This is a genomic window from Aeribacillus composti, from assembly GCF_007827555.1.
Lineage (GTDB): Bacteria > Bacillota > Bacilli > Bacillales > Aeribacillaceae > Aeribacillus > Aeribacillus composti.
On sequence record NZ_VISS01000001.1, the window covers coordinates 41,723 to 66,526 of the forward strand.

Genomic DNA, 24,804 nt, shown 5'->3' on the forward strand with positions numbered 1-24,804 from the left:
CCTTTCGTTCCCCAACATAGTGAGAAGACTTGTATCGTTCAAATAAAAAACCCGGCATAACCGAGTTCTCCATTTTAATTCCCTAACACTTTTATGTCTAAAATACTTTTCGATTTTATTTTCAAAGGTTCATTTTGATCAAATGTACGGATTTGAACGACATCGTTTTCCTTTGACAAAATAATTCCTTTGTATGTTTTCTCTACTGTTTTAATTTCACATACGTTTTTATACACATGCTCCGGAAGACTTGAAAAGAAATCAATCTTTTCATGAACCGTCATATTTGCCAATTCTCTTCTTCTTTTATAAATCTCTTCTTTCGTCCATGTACTCATTTCCGCTTGCTTAGAATTATTTGCAATTTTTTTTAATAGCGTCGACTGCATGGTCACTTCAGGCTTTTTTATATTCGGCTGGACAATATACATCAAAGGTTCTAATTTTTCTTTTTTAATCAAGTTTGATCGCCACCCTCAAATATGATTTCTCTCATTATTTTATGACACGATAGAATGAAATCATGACGGAAATCTAACTTTTTCTTATGACAAAAGAGCATTTGAAAATCGCTGCACATTGAGACAAAAAGTCGTAACAGAACATCAACAATAGATCCAAGCTTCACGGCTTGAAATAGTGGCACCTTGAAGCTGACAGCAAAATTTCATTTTATCCTGCCATAAAAAAAGATTAATCTTGTGCGAGTAACGCACACAGATTAATCTTTTTCAGCTAACTTAATAACCTAAAATATGAAAACCTGAATCAACATGAATCGTTTCCCCTGTAATGCCGCGGGAAAGATCGCTGAACAGGAACAACGCCGTGTCTCCAACTTCTTCTTGTGTTGTGGTTCGGCGCAGCGGAGCACGTTCTTCTATTTCCTTCAGAATTGAATTAAAATCACTGATACCTTTTGCCGAAAGCGTACGAATCGGACCAGCGGAAATGGCATTGACGCGAATATTTTCTTTACCTAGATCGTTCGCCAAATATTTCACGCTAGCATCCAATGACGCTTTCGCAACTCCCATTACGTTGTAGTTTTGAACGACTCGCTCACCGCCCAAGTAAGTTAATGTAACAATGCTTCCGCCTTCTGTCATCAAAGGACGGGCTGTTTTCGCAACCGCCGTTAAAGAATAAGAACTGATGTTGTGGGCCAACAGGAAGCCGTCTCTTGTTGTGTTCAAATATTCACCGCTCAGCTCTTCCTTATTCGCAAAGGCGATACAATGAGCGATACCGTGAATCACACCAACCTCGCTTTTAATTTTTTCAAAACACTGCTCGATTTCTTCATCCTTTGTTACATCACAAGGCAGCACGAGATAATCTTCCCGTCCTAACGAATCTACAAGCTCTCGAACCGATTTCTCCATTCTTTCGCCCACATATGTAAAGATCAATCTTGCTCCTGCTTCATGCAAAGAGCGGGCAATTCCCCAAGCAATGCTTCGCTTGTTTGCAACACCCATGACCACAATGTTTCGGCCTTCCAAATTCAATTTCATGGAAAATCCTCCTAAACATTATTACAAGTTATTAATACCTGATCATAATTATAAAGGACAAAAGAGAAAAAAGCCAGAACATATATGTCCGGCTTATGTTATTTCGAAGCAGCTAAATTTCTTTTATATGCCCAATGATTGGTAGGACCGTGGCCGCCTCCAATGCCTAGCGCATTTTCTACAGCAAGATGGATGAACTCTTTTGCGGTTTTTACGGCTTCGATAACGTCTTTACCTTTGGCGAGCTCAGCTGTCAGCGCAGCAGAAAAAGTGCAGCCTGTTCCGTGCGTATGCTTTGTGTTTACATAGTTGCCTTTAAATTCATAAAAATCATGCCCGTCAAACAACAAATCAATGATTTCGCTGCCCGACGGCTGATGTCCTCCCTTTATGATCACATGCTTTGCTCCCATTTGGCAAATTTTTTTCGCAGCTTCTTTCCGATCATCAAACGATTTTATCTCGATGCCCGTGATCGCTTCCGCTTCCGGGATGTTCGGCGTCACAATAAACGAAAGCGGAATTAAGTCGTTGATGAGCGCGTTGATGGCAGACTCTTCAAGTAATGGATGTCCGCCTTTTGCAATCATTACTGGATCAACGACAATTTTTTCCCATCCATGCTTTTGAACTTTATTTGAGACGATTTGGATGATTTCTTGATTAAAAAGCATTCCTGTTTTGACCGCATCTGGCGATAAATCTTCAGCAATTGCATCAAGCTGACTGATCACCCCTTCAATCGGAACAGGGTAGACGCCATGAACACCTAATGTGTTTTGAGACGTAACGGCCGTGATCACGCTCATTCCGTATACATCCAACTCCTGAAAAGTTTTCAAATCTGCCTGAATTCCCGCGCCTCCTCCTGAATCGGACCCGGCAATCGTCAACGCTTTTCCAATGGTCATAAACACACCTCCATTTAAGCTCCGAAGTAACGTTGATAAATAGCTTTTGCTTTCTCTTCTTCCTTAGTGCCGTGAATTAATGCTCTTCCGTCTTGAAAAAGCACAACGCGGAAATCATCCGCCTGAAAGGAAATTAAATAAGCATTTCCTTTTAAGTCTTTCACGATCGGGCGCAAACGATTGGTAATTTCCGATAGCGAAATCTTCTGTTTTTGCTGCGGACGTATTTGTACGGTATTCCTTCCGCACAAAACCGCTGTTTTTAATCCATTTTCAACCGACAAATATGGATATGTCGGGTGATGTCCGCACGATGGGCAGTCGGCCTTTTTTAATTTTGTCATGTCCACTGCAGAATGCTCCCTTGTCCAAACATCAAATGAAACTAACTTCTTGGACACCTCTCCGCTGACTAAATATTTCAGTGCCTCTGCTGTTTGATAAGAGGAGACGATTTGCACCGCCGGGCTGATCACGCCAACTGTATCGCACGTCATTCCGTCAGACGGAATCGCTTGGAGCATACAATGGAGGCATGGTGTTTGTTTCGGAACGATGGAAACGGTCATTCCATAACTTCTCACTACTGCCCCATAGATCCAAGGTATTTCGTGCTTCATCGCTAAATCATTGATGAAAAATCTCGTTTCAAAATTGTCAGTCCCATCGATGATAAGGTCGACATCCTTTACATGTTCAATAAAATCAATTGAGAAATCGCCCACAATCGCTTCAATCGAAATGTTCGAATTGATTTCCTGCAAATGTTTTTTGGCAGCAACCGCTTTTGGCAGCTTTTGTTTCGCATCCTCTTCCGTATACAGCTGTTGACGCCCGAGATTGCTCCAATCGACATAATCACGGTCAATGATGGTTATTTTACCGATTCCAGCACGGGCTAACATTTCAGCGCTTGCGCAGCCGAGTGCTCCAGCTCCAACAATGAGCACATGGCTTTTCAGCAATTTTTTTTGTCCCTCTTCTCCAATAGGAGAAAACAAGATTTGGCGAGAATATCGTTCCATTATGTTGTTAACATTCCTTCCGTTGGACTGCTTGCTTGTGCATACCGTTTTTTCGGGATGCGTCCTGCTTCATATCCAAGTCTGCCTGCTTCAATCGCCAGTTTCATTGCCTTCGCCATTTTCACAGGATCCTTTGCACCGGAAACAGCTGTATTTAATAAGATTCCATCTGCTCCCATCTCCATGGCGAGTGCGCAATCTGCCGGCGAACCGATTCCGGCATCAACAATGACTGGAATATTTGCTTGCTCAATAATAAATGATAAATTGAGAGGATTGACAATTCCTTGGCCTGATCCGATCGGAGATGCTCCCGGCATGATGGCATGAACCCCTAATTCTTCAAGCTTCTTCGCCAGAACAACATCGTCTGAAGTGTATGGAAGAACAATAAACCCTTCTTCCAATAACATCTCTGATGCCTTCAATGTTTCAATCGGATCAGGGAGAAGCGTTTTATCATCTCCAATTACTTCCACCTTAATCATATCACATAATCCTGATGCCTTCGCAAGCTTGGCGATTCTGACTGCTTCCTCAGCAGTTTTTGCCCCGGCCGTGTTCGGCAGAAGCGTATATTTCGATAAATCCAACATCTCCAAAAAATTTGGCTGTGAAGGCTCGTAAATATTCATTCTTCTGACGGCAAATGTCAAAATTTCAGCACCTGAGGCTTCCACCGCTTCTTTTTGTATCTCAAAAGATGGATATTTTCCAGTTCCTAACATTAATCTCGACTGAAATGTTTTATCACCTATTTTTAACATGAATCATCATCCCCCTCCAACAAAATGGACAATTTCAATTTGATCACCATCATTTAATGTCTGGATACTGTATTGTTCTTTTGAAACAATTTCACCATTTCGTTCAACGACAACAATTCTTTCCTGCAATTGAAAAAAGTTCAGCAAATCTTCTATGTTCCGAACACTATTCTCCACTTCCATCTGCTGGCCGTTAATGCGAAGTTTCACTGTTTAATCACCTCCCTTTCGCATCAGAAAGCAATCGGTTTAAAGAAAAGCTATGAACATAACGCTCATATTGATTCGTTTTCAAAATCATGTCTTTTACGATCAAGCTTGTAATCGGCGCTAGAAGAATGCCGTTTCGATAATGGCCGGTCGCAAAAAAGATTCCCTCATGCTCCGGGTGCTCGGCAAAATACGGCCAGCCGTCAGCTGTTTGCGGCCTGAGCGACGACCAAGCACTAACGACCGGTTCAGACCCGATTTCTGGCATAATTTTCTGAACCTTTATCATTAATTCGGATACTCCTTTGACTGTCGGATGCGTATCCCAGTCGTTTTCATAAGAAGTTGCTCCAATAATAACGGTGCCGTCTTTTTTCGGTACGATATAACAGTGCTCGTAAAACACTGTTTTGTTGATCACCAGTTTTTTCGGTTTTATGGCTAAGCATTCTCCTTTAACGGGCTTCATTGGATTTCTCAGCCCCAGCTTTTCAAAGAAAAAGCCACTCCAAACTCCGCTTGAAACGACGACTTTTCCACATATAAAAACTCCTTGGGAAGTGACAAGCTTGTATGCTTTTCCCTCTTTAATCACGTCGAAAACAGGACATTGTTCAAAAATAGATGCACCATATTTTCTAGCGCCTTTCGCATATGCGTGGCAAACAGATGAACCTTTCACTTGGCCGTCATGCTTAAGCCAAAGAGCTCCCGCAATGTCTTCAGAAACATGTGGCTCATTTGCCAGTACGTTTTCCCTTGAATGCCATTCTAGTTCATCCTCATCTGCAAGCGATTGCAGGGAGCGGCCTTCTTCCTCAGTAAATGCAAGCCGATACATGCCTTCCTGCACAAGCTCAATATCCACACCAGATTGCTCCAATAATTCTTTTGCAAGGCTCGGATATAAATTTCGGCTCTCTAAGCATAGCTCAAAAAATATGTCTCTTTTTTCATTTTCAGAATGGGCACCCAGCATTCCTGCTGCAGCGGATGTCGCTTTACCTCCGATTTCGCCGCTTTCAAACACGGCGGTCTTCAGCCCAGCTTTTGATAGCTCATAGGCGATCCCTTGGCCGATGACCCCTCCCCCGATGATTCCAACATCAAAAACGTTCATTTGAAAAAGCTTCCCCTTTCCTGAAAAGTTTGGCAGCGCTCTCTGGATCTTTCGAAGAAAAGATATAGGACATAACGGCAATACCGCTTGCTTTTTTTTCTAAAACCTTTTGCATATTATCAGGCGTGATCCCACCGATGGCGATAATAGGAATATTGACGTGTCCAACGATTTTCCCAAGCAAATCTGTTCCCTTTGCCGGAAGTCCTTTTTTACTGTTCGTTTCAAAAACGTTTCCGAAAAAACAATAGTCTGCTCCGTCTTTTTCTGCTTTTACCGCTTCATCTAATGAATGGACGCTGACACCGGCTTTTATTTGCGGAAAAGCGCTTTTCACTTTTTTTACCGGCAGGCCGGTTCCCGGAAGATGAACATTTTGAACGCCTGTTAGGAGCGCAACATCGAGCCGATCGTTGATAACAAGCTGTTCTCTCCTTATCCCGTTTGCCAAAAGCTGTTCTACAAGATGAATGATCTCACATGGTCTTTTATTTTTTTCTCGTATATGAACGTAATCAACATGATCTGATATGGACAAAATTATGCGTATTAGCTCGTTGACTGGTTTTGTTCCGTCTGTTACGGCATGAAGCTCCAACATGTACATTCCTTTCATGAGAAAGACGCCCACACTCGTCTTTCAAGGTTCAAAACTGGAAAGCAGCTGTCCAAGGGTGAGACTGGAAACAATAAAAAACCACCTTCCTTGCTGGAAAGTGGTAATGGAATATCAGACACATGTTTCAAATTCCCACTTCCCTACGCTGGCATCATCCAGATCAGGTTCAAAGGGTCTTAAAGTCAACACTTTAATCTCAGCCTTTCCAAAGGCTCCCCTAGTGGATGCTTATTAAATTTTCATACTAATTTCATGCTATCACAATTTGTTTTGTTTGCAAATATTATTTGCTAAATTCCAGCTCATCTTTTAACTCATTTACATATTTGCGGGAACCCGTTACAATCAAGCGGTCCCCTTTTTTCAATTCGGTATCGCCGTGAGGTACAATGGAATCTTCACCGCGAAAAATCCGGACAAAGATACAATCTCCCGTAAACGGAAAGTATCGAAGCTTCATTCCATCATATTTTCGGTTATTCATATTAATTTGATAAAGAGAGTTGTCTTGGTTTGTTAAGATCCGCATAACGCCAGGCGATTCGATCAAAGCCCTGAGCAGCGTTTTTGTTGACAGCATGACGGAAAATACGCTGATCCCCTTTTCTTTTAATATTTGATCCAACTCCGGGGAAGAAATAGAGGCGATGACCTGTTCTACGCCGCATTCTTTTGCATATGTCGCAATTTCCGCATTTCTTTCTTCATCCCCAGTAGCCACTACCACTATATCAGCTTCCATTATGTGGTGTTCATTCAATGATTCTATCGAATAGTCTTTCAATTCTTCAATTTTAAACACCGATTGAGCAGTCCCGTTTTCGATTTTGTCTTGCTGTGTATGATATACGGTTGCTTCATACAAATTTTTGTCCAATTCTCTTGTGACTGGAAGGGTCATTTGATTTGCACCAATAAAAGCAATTTTCTTTTTAGGCTGCGCCGCCATTTTTTTGGGGAATAATTTTTTAAATCCTATCGGCGTGATAATGCTTGTTAACACGGCAACTACTATTAATGCGTCAGCCATTTGCTTATCAATCAGTTCGATTCGCTGTCCAATTTCAGCTGCCGCAATAACTAATGATAAAGTAGCAGTCAACAAGAACGCCGCCGCAATCGTTGTATTCGTATCATACCATTTTCTCAGCACAAAAACGGGAATAAACTTTGAGATCAAGAGGGCGAGAAATAACAAAGGAATTAACAAAAGAAGGTTCGGATCTTTGATCAATTCCCATAAATCCAATTCCACCCCTACCATGACAAAAAAGATCGGGATTAAAAAACCGTAACCAAACGAATCTAGCTTTTGCACCAAGTCTGAATTAGGCGATAAAAGCGAGACTAAAACTCCCGCAAGGAAGGCGCCTAAAATATTTTCTGCCCCAAGCGTTTCCGATAAACCTACAAGTGCGAGAATTAACGTAAAAACCGCCCTTGTTCCAATTTGAACCGTTCCTTTTGACATCGTTTTAATAAAGGATCGACTTTTAAACCTTTTGCCAATGAAGTAAAGCAGTACGCCTGCTGCAAACAAAAGAAGCAGAAGCCACGTATTGCTTTCTCCTTCGCTGTTTAAGGAGACAAAAACCGCCAGCAAAATCATGGTGACAAGGTCGGCTATGACAGCCACCAGCAAAATAATTTGGCCGATGTTTGTTTTCATAATCTGCTCGTCTTTCAGCGTCGGCACTACTACTCCTAAAGAAATCGTTGAAATCACTAACGTCATGAAAAAGGCATTGCGGATAAATCCCATCCACATTAACAAATACGATAAAAGTAATGAAACAACGAAAATGCCAAGAAAAACAATTGACGCAACCAAAAAAGTATGAGGAGCTTTTTTTCCGTTGGGCAGCTTTTCTTCTTTTTTCTTCTCTTTGGAGAAAATGGTGAAATCAATCTCAAGCCCGCTTAAAAACATGAGAAATATAAATCCCAGCGTTGAGAGAGTTGCCAGCCATACATCTTCCTGCACTAAATTAAATCCCGTTTTCCCGATGATTAATCCGACAATAATTTCCGCAACGACGACAGGAATGAATGTCAGTTTGAACCGATGCAGCAAAATCGGGGTTAAAAAAGCGCCGACCAGCACGATGACAAGAGAGGTTACTGCATGTGATTCCATATTGCGCCTCCTTTAGCTAATTTTGTTAGAGCAAATAGTTCATAAATAGTGTCGCCATGCCAAAATAAATCAAAATGCTGATCATATCATTAATCGTTGTAATAAATGGACCGGAGGCCACAGCCGGGTCAATGCGAAGCCTGTGCATGACAAGAGGAACAAACGCCCCGGCAATTGTCGCAACAGTCAGCGTTGACAATATGGAAAGACCCACTAGCAGTCCTAAGAAAAATTTCTGCTTCCAAATAAAAATTGTCAGTGCAACAACAATTCCGCATACTGTTCCGGTAATCAAGCCGGTTCCAGCTTCTTTGAGAATAATTTTCCACACGCGTTCGGAAGTGCCTTCGCCTGTTGCAATTCTTCTTACGGCAACAGCGAGAGCTTGTGTTCCTGTATTTCCAGCCATCCCTGCAATTAATGGTATAAAGAGCGCTAAAGTTGCCACTTTGTTCAACGTTTCTTCAAACTGGCCGATTAGGCCGGCGGTGAACATTCCTAAAAATAGGAGAATAATAAGCCATGGCAATCTTTTTTTGGCAGCAGAAACAGCATTCGGATCATATGAATCTACATCCGAGACAGCGGCCAGTTTCGAATAATCGTCAGAAGCCTCTTCGTCCAGCACATCAATAATATCATCAACAGTTATAATTCCAACAAGACGATGTTGAAAATCAACAACCGGAAGAGCCAAAAAATTGTAGTCCTTCATCTTTCTTGCTACTTCTTCCTGATCATCCGCCACAGATACCGAGTAGACTTTCTTTTTCATAATGTCAGCAATCAAAGTATCGTCTTCATGAACAATTAAATCTCTTAACGACAGGACGCCAACAAGATGTTTCTCTTCGTCAATCACATATAAATAATATATTGTTTCCGCATCAGGAGCTTCTTTCCGCAGCAAGTCCATCGTTGACCGCACCGTATAATTGGCATTAATGGCAACGAACTCGGTTGTCATAATACTTCCTGCGGTAAATTGTTCATAATCAAGAAGCTCGCTTATGCTTTTTGCAGCTTGAGCGTCCATGATGGTTAAATAGCTGGAAATTTTCTCTTTTGTCAGCTCACTTAATACATCTGCCGCATCATCAGCGTACATGTATTCCATCATTTTGGCGGCAAATGCCGGATGCATTTCCTCAAGCAGCGATTTGTAGCGGTTTTTATCATCCCTTATATTTTCAAAAACATTCGCCATTTCTTCCGGAGATAGAATTTGATATAAAAGCATTCTATCCGGCTGGTCAAGTTTTAGAAAAAATTTTGCCTGATCATATGGATGTAGCTCAAAAAACAGCGAACGGAATTCCTCTACATTGTTCTCTCTCAGCTTGTCAATCATCAACTGTCTGTATTCCGGTGCATCTGTTTTAGGCTGCATAAAATCTCCTCCTTTCCGGAAAAATATCGAAAAGTTTTGTGTTTTACTATATTAACAAATCTATCTGATTTTGTCGTATATTTTTTCATAACAAAAGCATGCACTTACAGGCGCGCATGCTTAATTATTTTTTCCATATCAGGAGGAAGCTTGCAAGTATACGTCAAATTTTTATGCAAAACGGGATGATAGAAGGACAGCGACTGACTGTGGAGGGCATGACGGTCAATTTCTTCTTTTTGTCCACCATAAAGCGAATCTCCTAAAAGCGGATGACCTATATAGGACATATGTAGACGAATTTGATGAGTTCTACCAGTTACAGGCTTTACCTCAACAACCGTTTTGTCAGAAAAGCGGCTTATGACCCGAAAATGCGTAATAGCTTTTTTTCCATCCTCCCTGACAGTTCTCTCGATGATGCTATCGTCCTTTCTTGCAATTGGTGCATCGATGATGCCTTCGTCTTCGCTGATCCTTCCATGGACAATTGCGATGTATGTCCGTTTTACCGCTCCTTTTTGCTGTTCCTTTGAAAAAAGAAAATGGCTGTAGCGATGTTTGGCTACAAGAAGCAGCCCGGATGTATCCCGGTCAAGCCGATTGACGATATGCACCGTAAGATTTTGCCGCTGTTGATCATAATAGTGTAAAAGCCCGTTCGCAAGACTTCCTGACGGATGCTCTCTAGACGGAATGGTGGACAAAAACGCCGGTTTATTTACAATAAGGCAATAATCGTCTTCATAAACAATGTCCAATGGTATGTTCTCTGGAATGAGCGACTGGCTTCTCTTTTCTTCCGGAAAATGGACGGTTACTTGATCGCCTTCTTGTAAGACGTATCGGACATTTTTTTCGTTCCCGTTAACGACAATTTTTCCACCGTTAAATTTAATATCCGTTAAAGCGGATTTAGAAATATGATGCTCCCGCAAAAATTCTCTAAGCAGCCGGCCATGATGTTCTTTTTTGATGTCCCAATGAAGCTGAAATGTCCCCATGTTTTTCTCTTTCCTTTATCTGTCGCCAATAAACGAGTCCCGGACCCGCTTCCAAAATGGGAAAGGCCGAAATCTCGCAAACCTTACCTTTTCCTGTGCGACCCGGCATTGGATGGACCTGACGTTTTTGTGAAGAAGTGTTAAATGATCGATTGTAATTTGAAAATCAACATCATTGACAGGCTTTAGCATACACGTATGGTGGTCAGGCAAAATTAACGGCGAGCCGATTGTCCGGAACACCCTGTTGTTTATGGAAGCCATTTCTGTTAATTGAATAGCCCGCAGTGAAGGATGAATGAGAGCACCGCCAAGCGCTTTATTGTAGGCGGTGCTTCCTGTCGGTGTTGAAATACACAACCCATCTCCTCGAAATGTTTCAAAGAGAAGCCCTTTAATTTCTATATTCATGACGAGAGTCCCTTCAATGCTTTTCACTGTGCATTCATTTAGCGCAAGGTAGGAGGCTTCACTCCCGCCATTATGCCGGACCACCACTTCAAGCAATGGATATTCAACGATCTGAAACGGTGTTTTAGCAATTGCAATCACCATTTTTTCAATTTCATTCGGGAGCCAGTCGGCATAAAATCCTAAATGCCCCGTATGAACTCCTATAAACGCTGTTTTATCCAATCGTTTATTATATCGATGAAATGCATAAAGCAATGTTCCGTCTCCCCCGACGGAAATCACGATATCCGGCTGATCTTCATCATATTGAAACTCGAAATCGAGCAAATAGGTTCTGATTTTTTGCGCCAAAGCATTAGATGTTTCATCACCTTTTGATGTGATCGAAAACTTCATTTAAGTATCATTCTCCTTTTTTATGTTGTTTCTGTTTTGCGTGAAAATATCGCGTGCGCTTCTTGAATTTCTCCCCGTATTTGCGACATTTCCTCGTCCAGCCGGTAAGCTGCTTCAGCTGCGCGCTGCAAGCGGATTTTAATCTGTTCAGGTATGTTCCCGCTATATTTGTAATTTAAAGAATGCTCAATCGTCGCCCAAAAATTCATGGCAAGCGTACGAATTTGAATTTCAACCAAAACCTTTTTCAATCCTTCGAACGATTGAACCGGGTAGCGGGCCACAACATGGTAAGAGCGGTAGCCGCTTTCTTTATTTCGGGTTATGTAGTCTCTTTCCTCCACGATTTCCAAATCATGCCGATCTCTTAGCATTTGAACAACCAATTGAATGTCGCCGACAAATTGGCACATCATTCGGAGACCGGCAATGTCCTGCATTTCTTCTTCTATTTTATCAAGTGGAATTTGTTTTCGCTTCGCTTTATCTAAAATGCTCGGCACAGGTTTTACCCTGCCTGTCACGAACTCAATTGGAGAATGCTCTCCTCTTAGTTCAAATTGGGAACGAATCCCTTTTAATTTGACCTTTAATTCTTCCACTGCCTGCTTATAAGGCGCTAAAAATTGCTCCCATTCCTTGTAGTTCATAAAGCCCCCCTCCTAATAAAACACGCTTTCGACCATTTTTTCCATCTCCTCGCCGTAATTTGCGTTTCCCTTTATATTTTCAAGCAAAAACTCGAGCTCCTCGTGAAATTGGGTAAGCAAAATTTCTTTTTCTCCCACTTTAGCATAAACAGGAAGCTCTTCATTTTTGGCTTCTTTTAAATGAGGCCAAATATCCGATGATAAATCTATGTAAAGAAAGTCTTCGCCATTATCCAATATGTATATAAAAGAAAATTGGTCTGAATCTACCAGCATCTGTCCTTTTGCTGCGAGATTCCCTGCATCATGGACATGCTCCGTTTCGAGCAGCAATTTGCCTTCCGTTTTGCTAACCGCCAGCACTTTAATTCTTTTTTTCATGCTGTTCACCCTTCCAATCAAACATTTCAAGTTCATCTCGAATATATTTTATTGTATCATATTAATAACTACATTACCTTATTTTGATATTAATCATAGAGAGGAATGCCCGATGGTTCAAGAGCTTGAGATAGAATTTAAAAACCTGCTTACAAAAGAAGAATTCCACCGCTTAGCTGATTTTTTTCAATTGACCGAAAAAGATTTTGCCGAACAGGAAAACTATTATTTTGACACAAAATGTTTTGCGTTGAAAAATCATGGCGCCGCTTTAAGAATTCGCAAAAAGAAGGATCAATATGTTTTGACATTAAAGGAGCCTTATCATGTCGGATTGCTGGAAACACACCAGTTTTTAACCGATCAAGAAGCAGTTTCAGCCATTCATGAGTCGGTCTTTCCGAAGGAGGGATCAGTGGTCGAAAAAATCAAACAGCTTGAAATCAAGCCCGAAAGCCTTCTTTGTTTCGGTTCGCTCATTACAAGCCGGGCAACAAAAAAATATAAAAATGGTGAAATTGTTCTCGATCATAGCCGATATGAAAATAGAGAGGATTTTGAAATCGAATTTGAGGCAGAGGATGAAAAGGAAGGAAAGCAGCAATTTTTGGAGATTTTAAACAAACACAACATCCCGATCCGTCAAACAGAAAATAAAATAAAGCGGTTTTATTCCGCAAAATTTTCAAAGGAGAATTTGTGATGAATACAAACTATAATTTCAATGTTCTGTTTGAGCTTGAAGTCCTTCGTCTTTTGTCAGGCCAATCCGATGGGCCGCAAACAAAAGATGCAGCAATTTCGCTGAACTTTCAGGATGTTTTAAATGCCTTCATCGAACAAGATGTACAATCTGAAACGGCCAAAGAGAATATTTCACTGTCTTCCTCCCAATCTGCCAAAAAAACAAATGAACAGAAACAGGTTTCCGCTGATCTAAATGAAATCATTCAGAAGATGGCTCAAAAATACGGCGTCGATGCCAAATTAATCAGAGCTGTGATTCAACAGGAGTCAAGCTTCAAGGCAAATGCCGTCAGTCCTAAAGGAGCTGCCGGCTATATGCAGCTCATGCCTTCTACAGCAAAAGCGCTCGGTGTAAAAAATCCGTTTGATCCTGTGCAAAATATCGAGGGCGGCACAAAATATTTAAAACAGCTTTTAAACCGATATAACGGTAATGTAAAATTGGCGCTGGCTGCATACAACGCCGGTCCGGGAAATGTCGACAAATATGGAGGCATCCCGCCATTTAAAGAAACGCAAAACTATGTAAATAAAATTACTCAAAAATATTTTGCGTAAAAAGGTGCAAACAAACAGCACCTTTTTCTTTTTCATTAAAAGTAGTTGGAAATATTTGTTATCCAATCGATTTCGGCTAATCTTCGATAGCTGCGCTTCAAGCCGCAAGTCCTTCTATGTTCATTTCACAGCAAGCACAACATATTTGCGGAAATAGCTCCCGCTTTCGCTATTTATCCTTTTGTTTGCATTGCCTCAGCCAACTCCTTCAAAGCGATTCGTTTGAGATAAATAAGTTATGTTGATAAAATAAATGTAACATCATTATTAACGAATGATTCCAAAGGAGCTATCACCATGACAAAACCACCCTTAACTCCATATGACGCGATTGGAGAAAAGAAACTTCACGCTCTAATCGATGCTTTTTATAAAAATGTTAAAAAACATCCTCTTTTAAAACCTATTTTCCCGGAGGATTTAACGGAAACTGCCAGAAAGCAGAAACAATTTATGACACAGTTTTTAGGTGGTCCGCCACTTTACACAAAAGAACACGGACATCCGATGCTCAGAGCCCGCCATCTTCCATTCCCGATTACGCCGAGGAGAGCAGAAGCATGGCTCTCATGTATGCGAAAAGCAATGGACGAGGTCGGACTTGACGGGGAAATACGAGAGTTTTTCTACGATCGGCTTGTGGTGACCGCCCATCACATGATTAATTCGAAAGACGAAGATCAGGAGGAGTATTCAGTTGAAACCTGACAAAAAAGACGAAGTGAATGCTGCTCACTTCTTTTCTCATTGTCACAGTCATCCTAAAAAGCCGATCGAGATTTATATGTTTATTGATCCGCTATGCCCTGAATGCTGGGCGCTTGAACCGTTTATCAAAAAACTGCAAATCGAATACGGCAGGCTTTTCTCATTGCGCCATATTGTTTGCGGAAAGCTTGCTAATTTAAACTTAACAAAACGGCGGAAACCGAAAACAATTGCCCAATCATGGGAGAAGATAGCGAGCAGAACCGGCATGTCATGTGACGGCAACCTTTGGCTTGAAAACCCTATATCATCACCCTACAGAGCTTCCCTTGCTTTAAAAGCAGCGGAGCTTCAAGGGAGAAAAGCGGGCATCCGTTTCTTGCGGCACTTACAGGAAGTTGTTTTTTTAGAAAAGCAAAATGTCTCTGATCAAAACGTTCTCATACAAATTGCTAAAAATGTCGGCCTTGATGTCAATGAATTTGAAAGGGACTTATATTCCGAAAGTGCAAGAAAAGCACTTCAATGCGATTATAAAATTACAGAAGAAATGGACGTGCATGAAATTCCTTCCCTTGTCTTTTTTCATTGCCGTGAAGAGAAGGAAGGATTAAAAATTACCGGATTATATCCTTATGAAACATATGTTGATATTCTTTGCGAGCTTGTCGGAGATAAACCGAAGCCGTCTCAAGTGCCGCCAATAGAGATTTTTTTAAAGCATTATAAATTTGTCGCAACAAAAGAGATTTCTGTTGTGTATAACATGACTGATGAAGAAACGGAACGTGAAATGAAAAGACTGCTTTTAAAGCAACAAGTTGAGCGGGTGCCCGTGAAATATGGAACATTTTGGCGCTATATCGGGCAGTGAGATTGAGGGGTTTAATTCAACGAAACGTTCCCCATCGGCTTCTATGCTGATGGGGAACGTTTTTAATCAAAAATGTAAGCGCTTTATCTTTATTAAACAATTAAAAAAAGAAACCACAAACAAACGTTTGTGGTTTCTTTTTTGTCTTATGACAACAAAGGGGATGGGAGAAATTTTTCACGGTCAAACAAAGGGGTAAATGTTTGTTTGTGATCAATTTCACGTTTTTAATATAACAAATTCCTTTTTCAGTTTGCAAGAGGGGAAAACAACAATTCACAAATTTGTCACAAAACATGAAGAACGGGCAAGCTGCATACAATATACAAAATCTTTTTCCTCGTTTTAGAACATGTGTAGGAGGGAAAAATCGTGAAAACATTTTGGCTCATAATCAGCCTGCTGCTCGTCATCTTCGCTTTTTTTTATAATCTGTTAGGAATGATGAATCTCGCACCGATTTTCGTTTCTGCCCCCCTGCTTTTTATTTCTCTTTTCATATCGTTTCTTCTGTTTAACCATCGAAAAACGTTCCGCGGATTTTAAGATAAAAAAGAGGACGGGATGATGAACTGCATCTCAATTAGTAGATACAACTGACAATTGGAGGTGCAGTTTTTATATGACCGGAAACAAAAAAGGCATGAGTCCAGTTCCAGATCGAACTCATGCCACTAATTTTTTGGATTCAGATGATGCTCCTGTTTTCTTTCACTTTACTTTAACAGCAGCTCCTCCATCTCCGTCAGCTTTTCTTCAAATACTTTGCATGCATCTTCAATCGGCTTGGTTGATGTCATATCGACCCCTGCTTTTTTCAGCACATTAATCGGATAATCAGAGCTTCCCGCTTTCAAGAAATTAATGTACCTTTCAACGGCAGTTTCTCCTTCCGATAAAATCTGCTTGCTCAAGGCGCTTGCAGCACTAAAGCCTGTTGCGTATTGATAAACGTAAAAATTGTAATAAAAATGCGGAATTCTTGCCCATTCTAAGCCTATTTCTTCATCGACCACAATGTTGTCACCAAAATATTTTTTGTTTAACTCATAATACGTTTGCGTCAAAAATTCCGGTGTGAGCGGCTCTCCGTTTTGCGCCTTCAAATGGATATAATGTTCAAACTCAGCAAACATCGTTTGGCGGAATACCGTTCCTCTAAACCCTTCAAGGAAATGATTCAGCAAGTATAAACGTTTCTTTTCATCATCGATCGTGTTGAGCAAATATTCATTTAACAAGTTTTCATTGCATGTAGAAGCCACTTCCGCGACAAAAATAGAATAATCTCCGTACGGATACGGCTGTGTTTTTCTTGTATAGTAGCTGTGCACCGAATGGCCAAGCTCGTGAACAAGTGTGAATAAATTGTTCACATTATCTTGCCAATTCAGCAAAATATATGGATTTGTTCCATAGGCGCCAGAGGAGTAAGCTCCGCTTCGTTTCCCTTTATTCTCCTTAACGTCAATCCATCTGTTTTCAAAGCCTTCTTGTAAAATGCCGACATATTCTTCACCTAATGGAGCAAGCCCCTTCAATACGATGTCTTTCGCTTCTTCATACGTGATTTTCAAATCGACGTTTTGTACAAGCGGCGTATAAAGATCATACATATGAAGTTCATCAAGCTTCAGCGCTTTTTTCCGCAAATCGACATAACGATGGAGCAGCGGCAAATGTTCATTGATCGTTTTTACTAAATTGTCGTAGACTTCCTCGGGAATGTTGTTGGCGCTTAGTGCAGCCTGGCGGGCATTCTCATATTTCCGCACCTTCGCATAAAAATTATTTTTCTTAACAGCTCCGCTTAATGTGCTGGCAAACGTATTTTTAAATTTTCCATATGTTGCGTATAATGCCTGGAACGCATCGCGACGGACTCGTCTATTTTCACTCTCCAAAAACTGGATATAACGGCCGTGAGTGATTTCCACTTCTTCTCCATTTTCATCCTTAATTGCTGGAAATTCCAAGTCCGCATTATTTAATTTTCCAAACGTATTGGAGGCAGTGCTCAGGGCTTCCGCAGCTTGAGCTAAAATAGCCTCTTGCTCCGCATCGAGCACGTGCGGTCTTTGCCGGTTGATTTCGTCCAAGGCATGTGCATAAAGCTTCAATTGATCATTTTCTTTCAAAAATTGCTGAAGCTTTTCTTCTTCAATGGATAGTATTTCCGGAACGATATAGGATGAGAGGCTGGAAGCTTGTGTATAAAGATTTGCTGCCCGGTCATTCAATCCTTGATAAAAAGAATTAGTTGTATCTTGATCGTAGCGCATATGGGCATATGTATAAAGCTTTCCAAGCCTCTCCATCACGGAATCTTGATAAGAGAGCGCCTCATATAACAGATCGGAGGATTGACCTAATTTTCCTCTATATTCACCGATTTTTGGAATTAGCTGCTTTACTTCTTCAAATTCTTTTTCCCATTCATCATCAGAAGCAAAAATATCTTCTAGCCGCCAAGTATACTCAACAGGGATTTCTTCCCGTTTTGGCAGCCTTTTGACAGCTGTTTCATTGCCCATTCTCGATTTCCCCCTTTAAAAAAATCAGTCTGTTTCCATCATATTGAAATTTTTTTCAAAACGCAATAAATCACTATGCTTATATTATTCTACAGCAGAAAAAAACATACCTTCCTTGTCCAAATAATGTCCAAGACGTTGTTCACGCTTTTCCATCGACTCCAAATGAAAAGGAGATGATGTTTTTCGAAACGAATATGGACCGATTGGCTGCAAAAATTTTAAATGGGAAAGAGTCGTTAAATATTCAATAATCGGCTTTTTTAAATCCGTTTTTACGCTACAGCTTCTTTCTTTCATCCCTATTTTCTTAAGGTGCCAAACTAGCTTTTCTGCGTGAAATACTTCATCTGCGCGCAATGTTTCAATAAATAATAAAACTGAGCATTGCCAAATATAGACCGCCTCATCAACCATATAACCGCTTTTTAAAGGGATAAAAGCTTCAACTGGCAGCTGCGATAAAGATAAGCCAACTGTTTCGTAAACCTTTTTTTGCAGCTTTCGCTCTTCGTTCGTCTTTTGAAACAGCGGCTTTAAGCGATATTGACTTATTTTCTTCAGCCAATGCTTCCATAAACCGTTTGCCGCCAGACTCTTTCCTTGCAAACAATCTCGAAAGAAAAACGACTCTGGGGAGATCATAGCAGATGCGGCAAAAATATTCTGTTTAGAAAACGGAATCAGATGGGAAAAAAAGATGAAGGTTTTCTTATCTGAGCAATAATTGATGATAAAAGGATGATCGTTTTGCGGGGAATGAAGAAACTGACAATGAAAAGAAGTCAGTCGATATTGATGTTCACCGACTTGCTTCATTTGTTTCCAGCCTAATATCCAAATCGGTTTAATTCGTTCTTTTTTGTAGCCATTTGTCCGTTTTATCACCTGATCAGGGGGAATTTTAGAGCATTGGTATTCAATCGCATACCGTTTATGCTGAAAAGATAAAAACAGATCCGCTCGTTGTGCAATAGAAGGTATAAATTTTTCCACTTCCGCAGCTAACCGCTGCCTTTTCAACCAAACATACAATTGCTTTTTTCCGTTCAAATGGTACGTGCTTTCCGCTTCCGAATCAGCCTGACAAGAGGCCGTTAAGTGGGCAAAATGAGGAATTTTGATTTTGCCTATTTTTAATTTTACCGGCTCCTTGCAAGCCGGACAAAAAAAGGCATGCTCTTCTTTCAGTTTTAGAAGCCTTTCTGTCGACCAGTAGGGGGCGGCGACATTTACTTTTTCGCCGTTTCGCAAAAGGGCAACAAGCATATAAATCATCACTTCCTTTCACAAATAGAAACATTCGACAAAAGGGAAAAAAATCCTTTCAAAAGCAGCGTTTTTCATAAGTTTTAAAAGATGCCAGAAACAATTCATGGAAAAATATACTTTTTTCAAAAACGCATGCTTGCCGCTAAAGAGGCGGAAGTTAGATGTTGCTTCATTCGTTTCAATAAAGGTTCGCCATTTTACATCGTGACGGTCGGCAATTCACCCGTGGTGTTGTGAAATCCGCTCAAATAGAGCTTTATCCTAAAAAAAACACCGCTGTATCAAAAACGGTGTTTTATAATAAAGGAGACAAAAGCCGCGACGTTGATTCAAACAGCTTTATATATAGCGGGCGTTTTTTGAATTGTTCAAGGTCGATGACACTTGAATTTTCAATGTCTCGAATATAATCCTCTACAAGCGTTTCAATGCTGTCCGTTCGGTATAAAAAAGCATTTACTTCAAAATTCAAATGAAAACTTCTCATATCCATATTCGCCGTACCGATCGATGCCAGTTCGCCATCAACAATAATGATTTTGCTGTGCATAAACCCTTTTTCATATTCGTACACTTTAACCCCGGCTTCTAAAAGCTCCGGAAAATAAGATCGCGACGCATAAAATACAATCCGTTTGTCAGGCCTTTTCGGAACGAGGAGACGAACGTCAATGCCGCTCAGCGCAGCAATCTTTAAAGCGGATTTTATATCCTCGTCAGGAATAAAATACGGTGAGGCGATCCATATCGAATTTTTTGCGGAAACGATCATCGAAAAGAACAAGCTTTTAATGACCTCCCACTTATTATCAGGACCGCCGGCGATTAGCTGAACGCCTCCTTCTTTATCGTCCATTTGAAAATGAGGCAGCAAATATCGATCGGTAAGCAGCTTCTGCCCAGTCATATAATACCAATCCTGTAAAAAAATAAGATTGAGCGTCCGTACTCCTTCCCCTTCGAGCATCATATGCGTATCCCGCCAAAAGCCGAAATACGGATTTCTTCCCAAATATTCATCTCCTATATTTAAACCTCCGACAAAGCCGACTTTTCCGTCAATCACAATAATTTTACGATGATTGCGAAAGTTAATATTGTTAGACAAAAACGGAAGCTTTACAGGTAAAAATGGAACCATTTCCACCCCGGCATCAAGAAGCTCCTTCCTGTATTTTTTGGACAGCTTCCAGCTGCCGACTGCATCGTATAAAAATCGAACCTCTACACCGTTTTTCGCTTTTTCGATCAACAGCTTTTTTAATTTTTGCCCAATTACATCATGCCGAACAATATAGTATTCAAGATGAATATGATCTTCCGCCTTTTGAAGCTCTCGAAAAATATGGTCAAATGTTTCAATGCCGTTCGTCAGCACCTTTGTATTTGTCCGAAAAGAAATCGGACTGCGGCCAAGCTTATGGGCGAGCTTAAATAAAAGGCGCTGGTGATTTCTCATGAATTTAATTTTATCTTCATAAGTATGAAAGCTGGTTTCAAATTTGGCATAAGCTTGCTCATCTATTAAAGCTTTTTTCTTAAATAGACGATGCTTCCGGACATTTCTTCCAAAAAATATATAAAAGAAGAAGCCTATTAATGGAAATCCTCCTAAAACAACAAGCCAAGTAAGCGTTTGAGTTGGGTGGCGGTTTTCCAAGAAAATAACAAAACCGATAAAAATGATGGATAACGTGAACAAAATGGAAACGGCTCCTAAAAACCATTCCTCCCAGATGTTCTTTGTTAAATATAAGATGACGGCTAGACCAATGGCAAAAACGATTACTTGCAGAAATTTTCTCATAAGCTTCCTCCAGGCAATCGATATTTCTTATCTCTCGATTTGGACATATCTCATTTGATCTGAGATATTAAGCGTTCCTTAAGTAAAAAAGACCGATTTCGAACATGAAATCGGCAATTTAAGAAAAGTGCGTTTCGATTTGTTCCAAGGCATTGTCCTTCATAATCAGCTTTCCGTATTCTTCAAGACGGTGAATTGTCATCCTTGATTCCTGGCCGTATTCAAGCATAATGCTGAGCAAATTTTCAATTTGTTCATCGTCTTTATCCGAAAATTCAACGAATAAATAATATTTTTGTTCAAATACATATAAGCTATTCAAAAATCCGTCCAAACGATGGGATGCTAACGAAATAACGTCTTCAAAGTCCTGAAACTTTATGACAAATTGCAATTGCGCCGTTTCATCTTTCTCATCTGAGGCAGATCGTTCAGACATATTAAAATGTTTGTCCAACAAAGATTCTATATTTTCATCAACCGGGATTTCCCTAAATTTTTCATCGACTACCGGAAGCTCCAGCTTTTGTCCGTCTTTTGACAGCTGAGCTTTTGTAACAATGACTTCAAGCCCTTTGTCATTAGCATGAACTTGAATCCATAACGGTCCTTCAAGCGGAAAGTCTTCTTCATCATTAATTTCATCCATCATTTCCCAAAACAGCTCTTCGCTTCTTTCTCTGTTATACCAGATTTCTTCCCGGTCAAATCCTCGTTCCTCTATGTCAACATATGAAATATAAAATTTTACTGTGTTTTCATTAATGCGTTCGATTTCCATTTGAACAACCTTCCCTTCTTTTTAAAATTTTTGGAAGGGACAATAAACCCCCGAATTCGTTGCACTTTTCCTTCCTAATTTAAAATTTCCAAATTTTCATCGCGAGCACCAAGTTGTTCAATTCTAATTCTATTGTATGATAAATCACTTCATAAAGAAATAAAAAAAGCCTTGATTTTGAAAAAAACCGTTATTTACCTATTAACGCATAAAATACTTCGTTTTTCATATATATTGTACGAGCCATAATTTGAAAAGAGGTTGACTGATGGATGAACAATTTTTCACATCTTTATTCCTTATCATTGGCATTGACCTCATATTAGGAGGAGATAATGCCATTGTCATTGCGCTGGCATGCCGCAATTTGCCGGAAAATCAACGAAGGAAAGGTATTTTATTTGGAACAATGCTCGCGATACTCAGCCGAATTTTGTTAACGGTACTGGCTGTCCATTTATTGAACATTCCTTTTTTACAGTTTTTTGGCGGATTATTTTTAATGTATATTGCCTTTTTATTATTGACAGGAAATGAAGGTGAGCATACTTCCGTGAAAAGCCACCGCTCATTGTGGAAAGCCATCCAAACGATTGTTTTGGCTGACCTTTTTATGGGATTTGACAATGTCATTGCGGTTGCTGGAGCAGCTGGAGGAAATATCTTTCTTGTCATAACAGGTCTTCTTATATCCATTCCGATCATTATTTGGGGAAGCAGATTTATCATGTCTGGCATGTCCCGATTTCCTTTGCTCATTTACGGGGGCGGAGGAATATTAGCTTATACAGCAGGTAAAATGATGGCAACGGATGAAAAAATGACCCCTCTGTTGAAAACTGAAGCTGTTGCACAAACTCTCCCTTATTTCACAGCTTGTCTCATCCTTTTCTTTGCCCTTTTTTACAACATAACAAAAAAATAACAGCCTTCCGCAATCTATTTTGCTTTGCGTACGGAAGGCGTCGATCCCTTTTAATTTGCCATTCTCTGAGCTTCTCTCAGCTGGTAGGTGCGAATTTTTCTTGGCAGAAAGCGTCGTATTTCATCCTCGTTATAACCGACTTGAAGACGTTTTTCATCTATCAAAATCGGGCGGCGCAAAATTCCAGGGTTTTTCCGGATAATATCATACAGCTCCTGAAGAGGAAGCGATTCGACATCAACCTTCAATTTTTGAAAAACCTTTGAACGAGTGGAAATAATTTCATCTGTTCCGTCTTCTGTCATACGAAGAATTTCTTTAATTTCTTCGATCGTTAACGGCTCGGAAAAAATGTTCCGCTCTCTATATTCAATTTGATGCTTTTCTAACCAAGATTTTGCTTTTCTACAAGATGTGCAGCTCGGAGATGTATACAATATTACCATGCCAATCACTCTCCTTTTCGTGAAAAATATAGGTGTATATATAAAAACTATGCCAATCTCACATTAAAATAAATTTAAAAAAGTAATTTGTATTGATTATTATACTATAAAAAAGCAACTTCGCCTATATGTTTTTATTTCTCAAATTATAACAAAAGTGTTACAACCGGTGAATGATGATCATTTTCAAGGTCATATTCTCAATTAACACCACTTTCCTTTCTTTACTTTTCCCCTTTTTCGGCTCGATCAAACTTCAAAAAGGAAATTTTTTCAGAAAGACGCAGAGAAGTTGCAAAGAATAAACTATTTTTTTATAATCATCTGTAAGTGAATACATAGGCGATGAGAAAGAGAAGTACATGCCGAAAACAGTTTTCAGAGAGTTTGTGGCTGGTGGAAACAAACACTGTCCGGTATGGAAATGGACTTTTGAGCTCTCAGCTGAAATCAGTAAGCTGCGGCGTTTTTGTCTTGCGTTAAAAGACGAAAAGTGATTTCACATGAATGTTTGTGAAATAATTAGGGTGGCACCGCGGTCCATTCGTCCCTATACGGACGGATGGGCTTTTTTATATAAAAAATCAGGAGGAGTTTGCACATGAAAACGATCTTTTCAGGAATTCAGCCTAGCGGCACGTTAACACTCGGAAACTATATCGGAGCAATGAGACAATTTGTAGAGCTCCAGCATGAATATAAATGCTATTTTTGCATTGTCGATCAGCATGCCATAACTGTTCCGCAAGACAGACTTCAATTAAGAAAAAACATTAAGAGCCTTGCTGCATTATATTTAGCAGTCGGCATCGATCCGGAAAAATCTACGCTTTTCATTCAATCGGAGGTGCCCGCCCACGCGCAGGCAGGATGGATGCTTCAATGCGTTTCCTATATTGGCGAGCTTGAAAGAATGACACAATTTAAAGATAAATCCAAAGGAAAAGAAGCTGTTTCAGCAGGACTGTTAACTTACCCGCCTTTAATGGCCGCTGATATTCTTTTGTACAACACGGATCTTGTTCCAGTCGGCGAGGATCAAAAACAACATTTGGAATTGACAAGGGATTTAGCCGAAAGATTCAACAAAAAATATGCCGACATTTTTAAAATTCCGGAAGTCCGCATTCCAAAAGTCGGCGCCCGGATCATGTCGCTTCAAGATCCGACGAAAAAAATGAGCAAATCCGATGCGAATGAAAAATCGTTTATTTCCCTTCTCGATGATCCAAAAAAAATTGAAAAGAAAATTAAAAGCGCTGTGACTGATTCAGACGGAGTGGTTCGTTATGATAAAGAGAACAAACCAGGCATCTCCAACCTTTTATCTATTTATTCAATTTTAGCTGGCGTGTCAATTGCCGACCTGGAAACAAAATACGAAGGAAAAGGCTATGGTGAATTTAAAGCGGATTTGGCAGAAGTCGTCATTAACACTTTAAAGCCGATTCAGGAAAAATATTATGAGCTCATTGATTCTGATGAACTTGATGACATTTTAGACAGAGGCCGGGAGGAAGCAAACAAAGTAGCATCCAAAATGTTGAAAAAAATGGAGAATGCAATGGGATTGGGAAGAAAAAAACGAAAATAAAAGCGCTAGCGAACGAA

27 protein-coding genes, 1 riboswitch and 1 other annotated feature are annotated in these 24,804 nt (G+C 40.2%); of the genes, 8 read left to right on the forward strand and 19 right to left on the reverse strand.

Annotated elements, in window-relative coordinates:
- Window positions 1-74: 74 nt before the first annotated feature.
- The 14 genes from FB379_RS00220 to FB379_RS00285 form a co-directional block, all read right to left on the reverse strand.
- Window positions 75-461, reverse strand: coding sequence for a CotO family spore coat protein (locus FB379_RS00220; RefSeq protein ID WP_144596595.1), 387 nt, complete (start codon window positions 459-461; stop codon window positions 75-77).
- A 279-nt stretch (window positions 462-740) separates the two neighbouring features.
- Window positions 741-1,517 carry an enoyl-ACP reductase FabI gene (gene fabI / locus FB379_RS00225; RefSeq protein WP_063387507.1) on the reverse strand — a complete coding sequence of 259 codons (777 nt, stop codon included), beginning with the start codon at window positions 1,515-1,517 and terminating at the stop codon, window positions 741-743.
- 98 nt (window positions 1,518-1,615) lie between these two features.
- Window positions 1,616-2,428: a bifunctional hydroxymethylpyrimidine kinase/phosphomethylpyrimidine kinase gene (gene thiD, locus FB379_RS00230; protein WP_063387506.1), complete on the reverse strand. Its 813-nt coding sequence runs from the start codon at window positions 2,426-2,428 to the stop codon at window positions 1,616-1,618.
- A gap of 14 nt (window positions 2,429-2,442) precedes the next feature.
- Entirely contained in the window at window positions 2,443-3,453 is a 1,011-nt protein-coding gene (locus FB379_RS00235) for a ThiF family adenylyltransferase (RefSeq protein WP_199757320.1), read from the reverse strand.
- The gene (locus tag FB379_RS00240; protein ID WP_063387504.1) at window positions 3,453-4,220 is read right to left on the reverse strand and encodes a thiazole synthase; all 768 of its coding nucleotides are present in this window, start codon (window positions 4,218-4,220) and stop codon (window positions 3,453-3,455) included. Before FB379_RS00240 ends, FB379_RS00235 begins: the two co-directional genes overlap by 1 nt.
- A 6-nt stretch (window positions 4,221-4,226) precedes the next feature.
- Window positions 4,227-4,430: a sulfur carrier protein ThiS gene (thiS, locus tag FB379_RS00245; RefSeq protein ID WP_063387503.1), complete on the reverse strand. Its 204-nt coding sequence runs from the start codon at window positions 4,428-4,430 to the stop codon at window positions 4,227-4,229.
- Window positions 4,431-4,437: 7 nt separating this feature from the next.
- On the reverse strand, window positions 4,438-5,550 hold the full coding sequence (gene thiO, locus FB379_RS00250) for a glycine oxidase ThiO (RefSeq protein WP_144596599.1): 1,113 nt from the start codon (window positions 5,548-5,550) through the stop codon (window positions 4,438-4,440).
- On the reverse strand, window positions 5,537-6,166 hold the full coding sequence (gene tenI / locus FB379_RS00255) for a thiazole tautomerase TenI (RefSeq protein ID WP_242009259.1): 630 nt from the start codon (window positions 6,164-6,166) through the stop codon (window positions 5,537-5,539). The genes thiO and tenI overlap by 14 nt, the downstream gene beginning before the upstream one ends.
- A gap of 123 nt (window positions 6,167-6,289) precedes the next feature.
- Window positions 6,290-6,398: riboswitch (TPP riboswitch) on the reverse strand.
- A 54-nt stretch (window positions 6,399-6,452) separates the two neighbouring features.
- Window positions 6,453-8,306, reverse strand: coding sequence for a monovalent cation:proton antiporter family protein (locus tag FB379_RS00260; RefSeq protein ID WP_144596601.1), 1,854 nt, complete (start codon window positions 8,304-8,306; stop codon window positions 6,453-6,455).
- 25 nt (window positions 8,307-8,331) lie between these two features.
- Window positions 8,332-9,696: a magnesium transporter gene (mgtE, locus tag FB379_RS00265; RefSeq protein WP_063387499.1), complete on the reverse strand. Its 1,365-nt coding sequence runs from the start codon at window positions 9,694-9,696 to the stop codon at window positions 8,332-8,334.
- A gap of 104 nt (window positions 9,697-9,800) precedes the next feature.
- Complete coding sequence (locus tag FB379_RS00270) at window positions 9,801-10,700, reverse strand: RluA family pseudouridine synthase (protein WP_094245351.1); 900 nt, start codon at window positions 10,698-10,700, stop codon at window positions 9,801-9,803.
- Window positions 10,701-10,715: 15 nt separating this feature from the next.
- Window positions 10,716-11,510: an NAD kinase gene (locus tag FB379_RS00275; protein WP_063387497.1), complete on the reverse strand. Its 795-nt coding sequence runs from the start codon at window positions 11,508-11,510 to the stop codon at window positions 10,716-10,718.
- 20 nt (window positions 11,511-11,530) lie between these two features.
- Window positions 11,531-12,160: a GTP diphosphokinase gene (yjbM, locus tag FB379_RS00280; RefSeq protein ID WP_063387496.1), complete on the reverse strand. Its 630-nt coding sequence runs from the start codon at window positions 12,158-12,160 to the stop codon at window positions 11,531-11,533.
- 12 nt (window positions 12,161-12,172) lie between these two features.
- A complete protein-coding gene (locus FB379_RS00285; RefSeq protein WP_130157355.1) occupies window positions 12,173-12,541 on the reverse strand; it encodes a UPF0738 family protein in 369 nt (122 codons plus the stop codon).
- Between the two features lie 112 nt (window positions 12,542-12,653).
- Between FB379_RS00285 and FB379_RS00290 the strand changes: the two genes are divergently transcribed.
- The 6 genes from FB379_RS00290 (at window position 12,654) to FB379_RS18375 (ending at window position 15,974) form a co-directional block, all read left to right on the forward strand.
- A complete protein-coding gene (locus FB379_RS00290; RefSeq protein WP_144596603.1) occupies window positions 12,654-13,244 on the forward strand; it encodes a CYTH domain-containing protein in 591 nt (196 codons plus the stop codon).
- On the forward strand, window positions 13,244-13,846 hold the full coding sequence (locus FB379_RS00295) for a lytic transglycosylase domain-containing protein (RefSeq protein WP_082830278.1): 603 nt from the start codon (window positions 13,244-13,246) through the stop codon (window positions 13,844-13,846). Before FB379_RS00290 ends, FB379_RS00295 begins: the two co-directional genes overlap by 1 nt.
- A 297-nt stretch (window positions 13,847-14,143) precedes the next feature.
- Window positions 14,144-14,554, forward strand: a complete 411-nt coding sequence (locus FB379_RS00300) for a globin domain-containing protein (protein WP_063387493.1) — start codon at window positions 14,144-14,146, stop codon at window positions 14,552-14,554.
- The gene (locus tag FB379_RS00305; RefSeq protein WP_063387492.1) at window positions 14,544-15,428 is read left to right on the forward strand and encodes a ClpXP adapter SpxH family protein; all 885 of its coding nucleotides are present in this window, start codon (window positions 14,544-14,546) and stop codon (window positions 15,426-15,428) included. Before FB379_RS00300 ends, FB379_RS00305 begins: the two co-directional genes overlap by 11 nt.
- A complete protein-coding gene (locus FB379_RS00310; protein WP_240326770.1) occupies window positions 15,397-15,627 on the forward strand; it encodes a hypothetical protein in 231 nt (76 codons plus the stop codon). Before FB379_RS00305 ends, FB379_RS00310 begins: the two co-directional genes overlap by 32 nt.
- A 173-nt stretch (window positions 15,628-15,800) precedes the next feature.
- Window positions 15,801-15,974 carry a hypothetical protein gene (locus FB379_RS18375; RefSeq protein ID WP_158640139.1) on the forward strand — a complete coding sequence of 58 codons (174 nt, stop codon included), beginning with the start codon at window positions 15,801-15,803 and terminating at the stop codon, window positions 15,972-15,974.
- Window positions 15,975-16,144: 170 nt separating this feature from the next.
- On the opposite strand, the gene pepF is transcribed toward FB379_RS18375, so the two are convergent.
- The 4 genes from pepF to mecA all read right to left on the reverse strand — a co-directional run bounded on the left by pepF (window position 16,145) and on the right by mecA (window position 21,822).
- Window positions 16,145-17,962, reverse strand: a complete 1,818-nt coding sequence (pepF, locus tag FB379_RS00315; protein WP_144596605.1) for an oligoendopeptidase F — start codon at window positions 17,960-17,962, stop codon at window positions 16,145-16,147.
- A gap of 84 nt (window positions 17,963-18,046) precedes the next feature.
- Window positions 18,047-19,240, reverse strand: a complete 1,194-nt coding sequence (locus FB379_RS00320; RefSeq protein WP_144596607.1) for a competence protein CoiA — start codon at window positions 19,238-19,240, stop codon at window positions 18,047-18,049.
- 289 nt (window positions 19,241-19,529) lie between these two features.
- Complete coding sequence (gene cls / locus FB379_RS00325; RefSeq protein ID WP_144596609.1) at window positions 19,530-21,041, reverse strand: cardiolipin synthase; 1,512 nt, start codon at window positions 21,039-21,041, stop codon at window positions 19,530-19,532.
- Window positions 21,042-21,159: 118 nt separating this feature from the next.
- Window positions 21,160-21,822: an adaptor protein MecA gene (gene mecA, locus FB379_RS00330; RefSeq protein WP_144596611.1), complete on the reverse strand. Its 663-nt coding sequence runs from the start codon at window positions 21,820-21,822 to the stop codon at window positions 21,160-21,162.
- A gap of 268 nt (window positions 21,823-22,090) precedes the next feature.
- Between mecA and FB379_RS00335 the strand changes: the two genes are divergently transcribed.
- Window positions 22,091-22,747, forward strand: a complete 657-nt coding sequence (locus tag FB379_RS00335) for a TerC family protein (RefSeq protein ID WP_144596613.1) — start codon at window positions 22,091-22,093, stop codon at window positions 22,745-22,747.
- Between the two features lie 50 nt (window positions 22,748-22,797).
- Here the strand turns inward: FB379_RS00335 and spxA are convergent, their stop codons facing one another.
- On the reverse strand, window positions 22,798-23,193 hold the full coding sequence (gene spxA, locus FB379_RS00340; RefSeq protein WP_063387002.1) for a transcriptional regulator SpxA: 396 nt from the start codon (window positions 23,191-23,193) through the stop codon (window positions 22,798-22,800).
- Window positions 23,194-23,529: 336 nt separating this feature from the next.
- Window positions 23,530-23,748, forward strand: a binding site (T-box leader).
- Window positions 23,749-23,794: 46 nt separating this feature from the next.
- Here spxA and trpS point away from each other — a divergent pair.
- Entirely contained in the window at window positions 23,795-24,787 is a 993-nt protein-coding gene (gene trpS / locus FB379_RS00345) for a tryptophan--tRNA ligase (RefSeq protein WP_144596615.1), read from the forward strand.
- Window positions 24,788-24,804: the final 17 nt, after the last annotated feature.

Coding starts and splice junctions, on each gene's coding strand:
- pepF (WP_144596605.1), bottom strand. CDS start 17,962: ATGGGCAATGAAACAGCTGTCAAAAGGCTGCCAAAACGGGAAGAAATC.
- FB379_RS00285 (WP_130157355.1), bottom strand. CDS start 12,541: ATGAAAAAAAGAATTAAAGTGCTGGCGGTTAGCAAAACGGAAGGCAAA.
- FB379_RS00235 (WP_199757320.1), bottom strand. CDS start 3,453: ATGGAACGATATTCTCGCCAAATCTTGTTTTCTCCTATTGGAGAAGAG.
- spxA (WP_063387002.1), bottom strand. CDS start 23,193: ATGGTAATATTGTATACATCTCCGAGCTGCACATCTTGTAGAAAAGCA.
- FB379_RS00320 (WP_144596607.1), bottom strand. CDS start 19,240: ATGATTTATATGCTTGTTGCCCTTTTGCGAAACGGCGAAAAAGTAAAT.
- yjbM (WP_063387496.1), bottom strand. CDS start 12,160: ATGAACTACAAGGAATGGGAGCAATTTTTAGCGCCTTATAAGCAGGCA.
- FB379_RS00310 (WP_240326770.1), top strand. CDS start 15,397: ATGGAACATTTTGGCGCTATATCGGGCAGTGAGATTGAGGGGTTTAAT.
- mgtE (WP_063387499.1), bottom strand. CDS start 9,696: ATGCAGCCTAAAACAGATGCACCGGAATACAGACAGTTGATGATTGAC.
- thiO (WP_144596599.1), bottom strand. CDS start 5,550: ATGAACGTTTTTGATGTTGGAATCATCGGGGGAGGGGTCATCGGCCAA.
- fabI (WP_063387507.1), bottom strand. CDS start 1,517: ATGAAATTGAATTTGGAAGGCCGAAACATTGTGGTCATGGGTGTTGCA.
- trpS (WP_144596615.1), top strand. CDS start 23,795: ATGAAAACGATCTTTTCAGGAATTCAGCCTAGCGGCACGTTAACACTC.
- FB379_RS00240 (WP_063387504.1), bottom strand. CDS start 4,220: ATGTTAAAAATAGGTGATAAAACATTTCAGTCGAGATTAATGTTAGGA.
- thiD (WP_063387506.1), bottom strand. CDS start 2,428: ATGACCATTGGAAAAGCGTTGACGATTGCCGGGTCCGATTCAGGAGGA.
- cls (WP_144596609.1), bottom strand. CDS start 21,041: ATGAGAAAATTTCTGCAAGTAATCGTTTTTGCCATTGGTCTAGCCGTC.
- FB379_RS00295 (WP_082830278.1), top strand. CDS start 13,244: ATGAATACAAACTATAATTTCAATGTTCTGTTTGAGCTTGAAGTCCTT.
- FB379_RS00260 (WP_144596601.1), bottom strand. CDS start 8,306: ATGGAATCACATGCAGTAACCTCTCTTGTCATCGTGCTGGTCGGCGCT.
- FB379_RS00335 (WP_144596613.1), top strand. CDS start 22,091: ATGGATGAACAATTTTTCACATCTTTATTCCTTATCATTGGCATTGAC.
- tenI (WP_242009259.1), bottom strand. CDS start 6,166: ATGAAAGGAATGTACATGTTGGAGCTTCATGCCGTAACAGACGGAACA.
- FB379_RS00270 (WP_094245351.1), bottom strand. CDS start 10,700: ATGGGGACATTTCAGCTTCATTGGGACATCAAAAAAGAACATCATGGC.
- FB379_RS00300 (WP_063387493.1), top strand. CDS start 14,144: ATGACAAAACCACCCTTAACTCCATATGACGCGATTGGAGAAAAGAAA.
- FB379_RS00290 (WP_144596603.1), top strand. CDS start 12,654: ATGGTTCAAGAGCTTGAGATAGAATTTAAAAACCTGCTTACAAAAGAA.
- FB379_RS00275 (WP_063387497.1), bottom strand. CDS start 11,510: ATGAAGTTTTCGATCACATCAAAAGGTGATGAAACATCTAATGCTTTG.
- mecA (WP_144596611.1), bottom strand. CDS start 21,822: ATGGAAATCGAACGCATTAATGAAAACACAGTAAAATTTTATATTTCA.